The organism is Helicobacter bilis (genome assembly GCF_900198365.1).
Taxonomy (GTDB): domain Bacteria; phylum Campylobacterota; class Campylobacteria; order Campylobacterales; family Helicobacteraceae; genus Helicobacter_A; species Helicobacter_A bilis_B.
Window position 1 is genome coordinate 1 of record NZ_FZMS01000079.1, and the last position, 9,708, is coordinate 9,708.

Genomic DNA, 9,708 nt, shown 5'->3' on the forward strand with positions numbered 1-9,708 from the left:
GTGGGGTATTATAGCATAAAATTAATCTCTATAACCTTGTATTACAACATTTTATTCAACCATCCATTTTAACTCACATTGAGATTGCATTGCACAGAAACTGGTATATACATTCTCACACAAAGCCTAGTATAATACTCATACAATAAACACAGAAAATAAAAAAGGAAACACTATGCTACCACATTTTCTACAAAATATAGAGATTAATGATGGATTTGACTTGCTTGTGATTTTACGCCAACATTATAATGTCGGCGATAAGCAAAGTTGGTGGTGGCCTAGCTTCTTGTCTTTGCGTGTAGAAAATGGCATTGAGATGAATGGAGCAGCACGGATTGAGATGGATTTAAGCCTGTGTTTTGCCGCTATTCTGGGACAAAACACAAGGTATGAATATGCTGCCACTAGCCTTAGCAACCTCTACATGTTTTTTTATAATAATCTTACAAAAACCCCAAATGATGATATACAGCTATATAGCAATTATCCTAATCCACAACTCACACAAATCGCCCAACCACATTATCAAGATTTAATACTCAAACAACTCGCAGATCTTTTGCCACAAGATATTATGCCCATTATTAGAATCTCTGGATTCTATCAGCAAAAAGCAACGCGTTTAATCGCCCTAGCGAAAAATATCATAAAGGATTTTGAAACTTTTGATAACTTCTCATTGCATGTTACAAAAGAGTGGCTTTTATCTCAAAAAGGCATTGGGCTTGAGAGTGCATCAAGTATTTTAAACTACGCATTAAAAAGAGAAGAAATGGTGGTTGATAGCTATACACAACGCTTACTTGGGCATTGCGGTTTGCTTTTTGATGATTATCACTCAATGCAAGACTTTTTAACACGGAATCTTTATAGGGCAAGTGAAATATATGGCGATATGCCATTAGCACAAATTATGGCAAGGTTTCATGGAAAAATCGTTGAATGTAGTAAGCAATATAAATTGGCAAAACTTACTTATTAAGATAAGATTCTATATCGATATACATAACTTAAAATAGTTTCTACTTTTTTGTCGTTTTGAGCGTAGCGAAAAATCTTTTCTTTAAAGTATAGAATCTAAAAAAGATTCTCTACTCTTTTCAAAGACACAATACGATAAACATATAAACCACGCAACATTATTAAAGCATTATTATAAAACATCATTCCCATTTACAAGCAATCTTGCAGCTTGTTTTGCGTGCAGGATAAAGCTTTGAGCGATATTATCAAGGCGGCTAAATGGCAATTTAAATAGCACAATATCAGCACATTTTCCTGCTTTAAGACTACCATTATTTAAACCTAGTGCTTTTGCGCTATTACGCGTGATAGCATAGATTAAATCCTTGCTTAGAGATTCTATATCTTGGGCTTTATCTTGACTAAGTGTCGCAAAAAGTGCGTAACGAATCTCTTCTAAAATATCAACATCAGCATTCGAGCTTTTACCATCAGTAGCAATGATATGATTTAATCCCATTTTGCCTTGCAATAAGAGATTAGACCTAGGGCAAGAGATAATAGAGCCTTGCTTGAATAGCCTTTCTTTAAGATTAGAATCTACATGTAAGCAATGCACAAAAAGCGTATTTATATCACTTAGTAAATCTAAAAAGCTATCTATGCTAAAATGTGCTTTTGCATCTTTTACCTGAAAATTCTTTGCATAAAATTCCTTAAAATACCCCGCATTCTCACTTAGCCATTCTAACTCTTGCCTAGATTCTAAGAAATGCGTTGAAAGCAAAAGGTTATAACGCATGGCAAGCTCAACTACATAATGTGCTATTTTTGGATTTATAGAATATGGTGCGTGCAAGGCTAATGCGGGGGTAAATGTAGCATTTTTTAAAGACAAAGTCTTTTCAAGGCGACTTGAGATATTTAGGGCTTGTTGTGTGAAATCACTCTCCATTGCCCCTAACACTTCATGGCAATAAATCACTTTGAGTTTAGAATCTAGCAATAACTCTAAATCCAAATCATAGCTACTGATCGCACAGACACTGCCCACACCGCTACGCTTTTGCGTCTTTATAGCCTGCTGCATTGCATGTGTATTGTGCTTTAGCACCTCACCACGATTTGCCATAACGCTATCAAGCCATATATCAAAATCCCCATAGCAAAAACTTGTGTCATTCTTACTAAATTCAAAATGTATATGAGAGTTAATAAAGGCTGGTAGCATAACATGATTTTTATAAAACACAAAATCGCAATTACTATATTTTTGTCTCAATGAATTAAAATCGCCAACTTCTTTAATCATACCAGAATCAATGATAATACCACCATGTTCTACAACCTCCCATACTTCATCGCAAGGGAGCATTATGCTTGTGCCTATGAGTTTCATATCTGTCCTTATTATTTTAAACATTAGAATCTTTTTGTATTATAGCAATAAGTATTCTTTCTTAACAGCATATAGATTTTTTGCATACTAATTTTAACAATCTTTATGCAATACATGTAAATTCCATGAGATTATCTTGTAGGAAACAGGCTAAAAGTATTAATGAGACATAGGATCTAAGCTTTAGCTATATTTGCTATAATTAGGGCTTTGTTTAGATAAGGATTATTATGCGTCAAAGTGCTATGAGTGGCATTTTATTCATGTTTGCTGCTTCACTTACTTTTTCTTTAATGAATGCGTGTGTTAAGCTTTTAGATTCCATGTCTTCTATGGAGCTTATATTTTTTCGTCATGTTTTTACAGCGATTTGTATAGGTATTTGGTGGTGTTTTTACCCACCTTATAAAACAGATTCTAAACCACGCAAAAAAGGTGGCTATTTTAGATTACTTACGCGTTCTCTTACAGGTGGATTAGCTATGCTTGCTATGTTTTATAATATCGCTACTATATCGCTTGGCACGGCTTCAGCCTTTGCACAGACTATGCCTATTTATATTGTGCTATTTACACTGCTTTTTACAAAAGAGCGTGTGAGATTACCCATTATATTAGCCACTTTGGTGGGCTTTATCGGGGTGATTTGTATCTGTGATATACGCACGGAAAGTCTAGGGATTGATAATATTATCGCAGGTATTATTAATGGAATCATGATGGCATTAGCCTATATGAGTTTAAAGGACTTGAAAGAATATTTTAATGAATCAAGTATGATTATGGGATTTGCTATCACTATGGCTGTTGTTGGCGGGGTGTTTATGTTTATTGAGATTCCACATTTATCTGGCTTTAGTATGCCTAATACGCGTGAATGGATAGGTATTCTCATCTTGGGGATACTTGGAACTTTGGGGCAAATGTTTCTAACAAGGGCTTTCATACTAGCCCCTGCTGGGCTTATATCGCCGCTTGATTATATGCGTATTGTATGGGGTGTGATTTTTGGAGTAATGCTTGGAGATTCTCTGCCTAATATGATGACATTAAGCGGCATTACACTCATTATTGTATCTGGTGTTTTGATCGCTATGCCTGTGTTTTTACAAGACTATAAAAAGTATAAAAACAAGAGTCTAAAACCTTAGACTTTGAGTGGTGTTTTATGTATTTTATCTTTAATGTAAAAAATAGTAACTCTTTATTTTATCATTTATATAAAAAATACACAATGTAATCTATATTAATGCAAAAGATTGTTAAAATTCTGTTTTGTTATGGAATTAGTAATTGGGGTGCGAAATTTAGATTCTACAAAGTTATAATAAGCATAATTTCATAGAATCTATTTGAATGAAAATAATACAAGATTCTAAAGTTTTTTATGGTAAAAAGGAAAACTATGTTTGGTTTTAGGAAAAAACAACAAAAAGAGCAAATTACAACACATATAGTAAGCCTACATCTTAAAAGTCATGAGATAGAAGAAAGGCTTAATAATCTTACTATTCAGCCAAAATTAGCCATTGGCTATCTCATGCCAAATATGGATTTTGCAAGTATTGCAAACAAAATAAAACGGGCGTTACCACATGATTGCGTTGTGATTTTAGCAAGTTCATCTGGGCTTTTATGCAGTCAAGATGAATTAAAAACATGTGATAAATTCTATGGCAATGGTATGGAGGGCGATGGCGTTGCTATCATGCTTTTTGCCGCAAGTATGATAGAGCATATACATGTGCATACGCTGCCCCTGCATAAAGATTCTACCGATATAAATGCACAAATCTCACAGCTTGAGAGTGAAGTAAGAAAGGTGAACTTACCCTTTAAAGCCACGCATACAGATACGCTAGGATATGTGCTTGTTGATGGGCTTAGTGGTAGCGAGAGCTTCTTAATGGAAGCGATTTATAATGCAGGTAAATTGCCATGTTTTTATGTGGGTGGAAGTGCTGGTGGAAAGCTTGATTTCAAAAATACCTATATTTATAATAACACGAGCGTTGTGCAAAATGTAGCCGTGCTAACCTATGTCAAATTACATGAAAGTTATCGTTTTGGAATCTTTAAAACGCAAAATTTTACACCTACAAATACACATTTTGTAGTGCTTGATGCTGATATGAAAACACGCGTTATTACAGATTTTTTAGACACAAAAACTTATACGCAAGTAAATGCCCTGCAAGCCCTTGCCACACATTTTAACTGCCCTGTTGAAAAAGTCCCAACTTATATGCAAGAATACACATTTGGTGCAAAAATACAAGATGAAATCTATGTGCGTTCAGTAGCAAATTTTGATATAGAAAATGGCAAAATATGTCTTTATTGCGATGTTGATAAGGGAGAAGAGATTCTGCTTTTAAAACGAACTGATTTTATAGAATCTACAAAAAAAGATTATGAAGAGTTTGCGAGAAATAAGCCAAAACCGCTTGGTGCGATATTTAATGATTGTATTTTAAGGCGACTAAACAACACGCAGAGACTTTCTTCATTGCAGATTTTTAATGATTTTCCTGTAGTTGGATTCTCAACTTTTGGAGAATTGCTTGGTGTGAATATTAATGAAACTCTAAGCGCTATATTTTTCTATAAACAGGAAAATGGTGTATTCAGTGATGCCCTTGTAGATTCTTTCCATAGACAATACGCACAATATAAAACATATTTTATTACTAAGAAAATGCGTAAATTAGAACTTATTAATAATATCAATCAAAAAATGCTAAGTCAGCTAAAAGCAAGTGTGCCGACATTCAAAAGCGTATCAGATACTCTAGCCCATGTCGCAGAAGACTTTAAATGTGTAGAAAATAATCTTGATGATGTAAATCTGAGCTTTGATAGCTTTGTAAGCGGTTTAACTTCTGCTATGGATAGAAATAGCGAAAATATGAATCTAGAAGATTATATTAAAAGCCTTTTGTCCGGCATTGATGACTTAAATAGAATCTTAGATATTATCGCAGGTATTGCAGATCAAACGAATTTATTAGCATTAAATGCGGCGATTGAAGCAGCAAGGGCTGGGGAGCATGGCAGAGGCTTTGCAGTCGTAGCCGATGAGGTGAGAAGTCTAGCTGAAAGGACACAAAAAAGTCTTGTTGATACAAACACTTCAGTAAAATCAGTAATCGAAAATGTGCAAACTATCGATCAATGTGTGAAAAATACAAATCAAGGCATGTGTGATATTCAAGAGCAATCTCATAATATATCAAGCACAATTACAGAGCTTATAAATAACGGCAAGGCAATATCAACTATGATAGCCCAAAAATCACAAATAGGCGATGAGCTTGACAGAGAATTAGAACACATAGCAGTGTATGATCGTATTTTGGAAGTGCTTTATAAATAACCCCTGCAAGATTCTATTACACACTTAAGTAATGACTTTGGTGGCAAAAAAAGATATAATACGCCCTTTAAACAATAAATTAAGGTAAATTTATGAAAAAAACTATTTTTTTAACAAATGATGATGGCTATTTTAGTCAAGGCTTAATTACTCTGCGTAATGCCTTAAGTGATATTGCACATGTTGTGGTCGTAGCCCCAGCACATGAAAAGTCAGCATGCGGTCATGGTCTGTGCGTGAGTAAGCCTCTGCAACTTATAGAATTGGAAAAAGATTTCTACAAGCTTGATGATGGCAGTCCAACTGATTGTGTGTATGTTGGCTTGTGTGAGCTTTTTTCTCACACAAAACCAGATTTGCTTATATCAGGGATTAACATTGGTGCAAATTTGGGCGAGGATACAACATATTCTGGCACGGTTGCAGGTGCAATGGAGGGGGCATTGCATGGGATACAAAGCATTGCTATTTCACAATACATTAATGACAAACATGGCGAAGACAATAAACTAGCAAATCGCGATTTCACACTAGCCCTTGATACAATAAAGCAACTCTCATTTGATATATTACACAATAACTACACGATTGGACACAGAAAACTACTCAATATCAACATTCCTGCAATCTCAAAAGATGAATGCAAGGGTATTAAAGCTACACAGCTTGGATATAGAATCTATAGTTCAAAAGCACAAGTCATGCAAAACCCACGCGGACAGAAATACCACTGGATAGGCTTAAATCCATTGCAATGGCATGAGAGAGATAATGCGGATAATCCATACTTAAAAGATAATTTTTACACTCGTAAAGATATGAAAATAATAAGCGATTTTTCCGCAGTAGCAAATAACTATATTTCTATTACACCTATGCAGCTTGATATGACAGATTATGCATGTATGCAATCTTTGCATTCATATTGCGTGGAGAGAGAATAAGTTTTTGTGTTAGGTGATTCATTAATAGAATCTTATGTCGCAATATTAGCTTAATGTGAAACATTTGAATTGCATGTTTATTCATAGGATTATAAAAAGTATTCAATATAGACACATTGTAAGTTTAGGTAAAAAGTGGGTAATGTATTTTGCTTGGTTACATTAATCTATATCACTTGTTGTCTCATATAAATAAACTTTCGGGCAACAAATGCTTATGCAGACATTTTTCTCTAGCAACATTTTTTAGCACCATCTCTACTATATCTCTTGTTTTGAGAATCCATGAAAAATTCTTTGCGTGTTTTTGGTGTGCAGTGTGGATGATATTTTTTATGATAGTCTAAATATTTTTCATAGCTTGGCAATCCAACTAAGAGATGAAAAAATCTTTCAGAATCTTTATACCATTTAAAGCAAAACTGAAAAAGAGATAACACAATATCTTTTTGCTGTTTCTCTTTGTATTCTCCGTGTAATGAATCTTGGCATAGTGAATCTTGTGTATTTATTGCATTAGGTGTTTTTTGCGTGTCTTTTGATCCCATGCTAATCCTTTTTGTATGGCTAAGTCATTCTAGCACATTTCACAAAGCATGTCAATAACTGCTTAACGCACATCAGCCCGAAGCGTTACTATGCTAAACATTGCACCACTTTTGCATTGAAAATACTTGGTAATGCGTTTTGGGCTATTATCCAAATAGCTTTCTATGTTTCCCACTTTTGTGCCACCAAGCAGTAAAACTTGAGTTTGTAAATCCTTTAATGCGGAGAAAAAGAGCATAGAACAAACTTCTTTAGAATCTTTAAATACATGAGAAGCCATTTTATTTGCGATAATACCTTGCTTTTTTAAGATAGAGCGCTTTGGATTCTTACTGAATTGCAATGTGATACTTTTATGTAGATTATTCGTATTTTGGGATTTTTAAGATTTGGTAGTGGTATGTCCTGTGTATCTGCATAAAGTGGATAAAACATTATGCAAAACAAAAACACAAAACAAAATTTCATTGAAAACCTTGCTAGAGACAGCCTATTACTCTATGAAGCCATCATGATTCCAGCATGCACATAGTTGATATTGTAGAGCTTATTTACAAGCTGACTGATAAGCCCTTTCATTTCCATGCTTAACTGCTCGTTACGCAATAATTTATTAAACGCTTCAAAGTTAATGTCTTCGCTTGTTTTAGCGATATAACCTGCTGCGATTAGATCCTGACTATTTAGGATATTTTCACCACGCAATACATTTGCCATTGCCATAAAGCTTGAAGCGTCCTTAAATCCCCCTTGTATAGAATCCCCTAGTCCTTCAATCTTTTGCAAATATTCCGATTTTACAAACACATCTTGTGGCAAATAGTTTTCATCGGCACTTATTGGAATGTAGCGATTCCTTGAGCCATGATGAATGTCGATTCCTTGTTGATTATGCACGCTGTCTGTATATCTTTTTTGTAAAACATTCTGTGAAACTTGCATTTGAAATCCTTTCAAAATAGATTTATAGGCTTTAAAGCAAAAAGGATTCCAAAGTTAAAATATGTAAAAATATAGACATTTTAGTGTATCAAATAGATAAGATTTATATGTTTAAACACCCTGAAATGCTGGTCTAGCATGATGAATAAAAGCGAATCTAGATTCTGTAAATTTTGCACCCACCCAGATTTGGTAGAGAATCTAGATTCTTATCCAAATGGGTGGGTGCAGGGCGTAGGGGTGCAAAATTGCAAGATTCTAGATTCTGTATTTCTTGCTTCTTTAAACGGATTAGAATCTTGTAGTAATGTGGATTCTGTATTATGTATAGAATCTAGCTCTTGCATGAGTGGTCCTTATATATTCTCAAGACTAAATTCGCCACAAATTCCTGCAAAAAGGGCTTTTTCAAAGATTCTATATGCTTGTAATAGCTTAAAATCAAGATTATAATCATTAGAATGCAAGGTAAAGGAATGTTCTAAAGACTCATCTAATATCCAAAGAAAAGATTCTCTAAACTCTAAGCTAAATTGCGCTACCGCATTTTCAGTTTGCCCGATATACCATAAAGCATAGCTTTGATAAGACATATCAAGCAAATCTTTGACACTTTCGCCCTGCTTTGCTTCAATCAACCTAATAAGGGAAGAATCAAGCGCATAAATAGGGACAAAAGGGCGTTTTGTATCAATCGTATTTAATCGATTTAAAATATAGTGTTGTAGCCATGCGCTCTTTTTATCCGTGCAAAGTAAAAATGTGCCACCATTAAGTAAGAAACTAATCGCTCTTGCTACAAGCGGCGTCCAGCCATTACGATCAATCTCAAGCCATTGCAATGGCATACGATTAAGCTTATCCGCATCTTTTCTCAATGTATGCAACATCCATTCATTAATATTTGTCAAATGCTATCCTTTCAAATGCTTTCTTTTGATAGAGATTCTATATTTTATTTATTGTTTGCATATATCATACCAGTAGTCATAGTCTATATCAATCTCTTTTATCTCATTAGTTAATCTTGTAAGATGTGCGTTTGTCATAACCTTACCGCTCACACATTTTCCACTAATAATCTTTCCATTTTGTGCGTTTGCTTACCAGACAAGCTTTTTTCCTTTATCATAAAATTTTACAATGCCATTTATCTTGTCGTTTGTATATGGGATTTCTGCAAATATATCTCCATTTGGATAATACACTTTTGCCACACCTTCTCGTTTATCGTTTTTAAATGGTATTTCATACCCAAGATTCCCATCTTCGTAGTATTGTTTTCCTATGCCCTCAGCTTTGCCATTCTTAAATGCTTTTTCGGCAGAAAGACTCCCGCTCTCATAATATCGCTTATAAATATCCTCTACTTTTCCATTCTTAACTGGCATTTCAGCCTCAAGTATCCCGCTTCCATAATACATTTTTCCTATACCATGCAATACCCCATTTTTATATGGTCGCTCCATTGTAAGATTCCCATTATCGTCATACACTTTTTCAATACACCCTGCTTTTTTATCCTCTTCACT

At 34.5% G+C, this 9,708-nt stretch carries 10 protein-coding genes and 2 pseudogenes; 5 read left to right on the forward strand and 7 right to left on the reverse strand.

The window, feature by feature from the left end; all coding sequences use genetic code 11:
* Nucleotides 1-175: 175 nt before the first annotated feature.
* On the forward strand, nt 176-985 hold the full coding sequence (locus C6H08_RS09580) for an endonuclease III (RefSeq protein WP_034579622.1): 810 nt from the start codon (nt 176-178) through the stop codon (nt 983-985).
* A 171-nt stretch (nt 986-1,156) separates the two neighbouring features.
* Here the strand turns inward: C6H08_RS09580 and mqnF are convergent, their stop codons facing one another.
* The gene (gene mqnF / locus C6H08_RS09585) at nt 1,157-2,389 is read right to left on the reverse strand and encodes an aminofutalosine deaminase family hydrolase (RefSeq protein WP_080732256.1); all 1,233 of its coding nucleotides are present in this window, start codon (nt 2,387-2,389) and stop codon (nt 1,157-1,159) included.
* Between the two features lie 206 nt (nt 2,390-2,595).
* Between mqnF and C6H08_RS09590 the strand changes: the two genes are divergently transcribed.
* From C6H08_RS09590 to surE, 4 genes and pseudogenes are all read left to right on the forward strand, one after another.
* On the forward strand, nt 2,596-3,516 hold the full coding sequence (locus C6H08_RS09590; RefSeq protein ID WP_104686179.1) for a DMT family transporter: 921 nt from the start codon (nt 2,596-2,598) through the stop codon (nt 3,514-3,516).
* A gap of 254 nt (nt 3,517-3,770) precedes the next feature.
* Nucleotides 3,771-4,916: pseudogene (locus tag C6H08_RS12595) on the forward strand (FIST signal transduction protein); the annotation flags it as partial.
* 426 nt (nt 4,917-5,342) lie between these two features.
* Nucleotides 5,343-5,741 (forward strand): annotated as a pseudogene (locus tag C6H08_RS12600) (methyl-accepting chemotaxis protein); the annotation flags it as partial.
* A 92-nt stretch (nt 5,742-5,833) separates the two neighbouring features.
* Nucleotides 5,834-6,685: a 5'/3'-nucleotidase SurE gene (gene surE / locus C6H08_RS09600; protein WP_034565848.1), complete on the forward strand. Its 852-nt coding sequence runs from the start codon at nt 5,834-5,836 to the stop codon at nt 6,683-6,685.
* Between the two features lie 233 nt (nt 6,686-6,918).
* On the opposite strand, the gene C6H08_RS09605 is transcribed toward surE, so the two are convergent.
* The 6 genes from C6H08_RS09605 to C6H08_RS09630 form a co-directional block, all read right to left on the reverse strand.
* Nucleotides 6,919-7,233, reverse strand: a complete 315-nt coding sequence (locus C6H08_RS09605; RefSeq protein WP_080732257.1) for a YbdD/YjiX family protein — start codon at nt 7,231-7,233, stop codon at nt 6,919-6,921.
* Between the two features lie 62 nt (nt 7,234-7,295).
* Entirely contained in the window at nt 7,296-7,577 is a 282-nt protein-coding gene (locus tag C6H08_RS09610; RefSeq protein ID WP_034579613.1) for a hypothetical protein, read from the reverse strand.
* 155 nt (nt 7,578-7,732) lie between these two features.
* Nucleotides 7,733-8,176 (reverse strand): hypothetical protein, encoded by a 444-nt coding sequence (locus C6H08_RS09615; RefSeq protein WP_005218966.1) that lies wholly within the window; start codon nt 8,174-8,176, stop codon nt 7,733-7,735.
* A gap of 209 nt (nt 8,177-8,385) precedes the next feature.
* Entirely contained in the window at nt 8,386-8,523 is a 138-nt protein-coding gene (locus C6H08_RS11370) for a hypothetical protein (protein WP_158656856.1), read from the reverse strand.
* Nucleotides 8,524-8,532: 9 nt separating this feature from the next.
* Nucleotides 8,533-9,087 carry a HobA family DNA replication regulator gene (locus tag C6H08_RS09625; protein ID WP_034565852.1) on the reverse strand — a complete coding sequence of 185 codons (555 nt, stop codon included), beginning with the start codon at nt 9,085-9,087 and terminating at the stop codon, nt 8,533-8,535.
* 192 nt (nt 9,088-9,279) lie between these two features.
* Nucleotides 9,280-9,708 (reverse strand): toxin-antitoxin system YwqK family antitoxin (locus C6H08_RS09630; RefSeq protein WP_233708557.1); only part of this gene is annotated, 429 nt, incomplete at its 5' end.

Excerpts from the sequence above, each read along its gene's own strand:
- C6H08_RS09580 (WP_034579622.1), top strand. The coding sequence starts at position 176 with ATGCTACCACATTTTCTACAAAATATAGAGATTAATGATGGATTTGAC.
- mqnF (WP_080732256.1), bottom strand. The coding sequence starts at position 2,389 with ATGTTTAAAATAATAAGGACAGATATGAAACTCATAGGCACAAGCATA.
- C6H08_RS09590 (WP_104686179.1), top strand. The coding sequence starts at position 2,596 with ATGCGTCAAAGTGCTATGAGTGGCATTTTATTCATGTTTGCTGCTTCA.
- surE (WP_034565848.1), top strand. The coding sequence starts at position 5,834 with ATGAAAAAAACTATTTTTTTAACAAATGATGATGGCTATTTTAGTCAA.
- C6H08_RS09605 (WP_080732257.1), bottom strand. The coding sequence starts at position 7,233 with ATGGGATCAAAAGACACGCAAAAAACACCTAATGCAATAAATACACAA.
- C6H08_RS09615 (WP_005218966.1), bottom strand. The coding sequence starts at position 8,176 with ATGCAAGTTTCACAGAATGTTTTACAAAAAAGATATACAGACAGCGTG.
- C6H08_RS11370 (WP_158656856.1), bottom strand. The coding sequence starts at position 8,523 with ATGCAAGAGCTAGATTCTATACATAATACAGAATCCACATTACTACAA.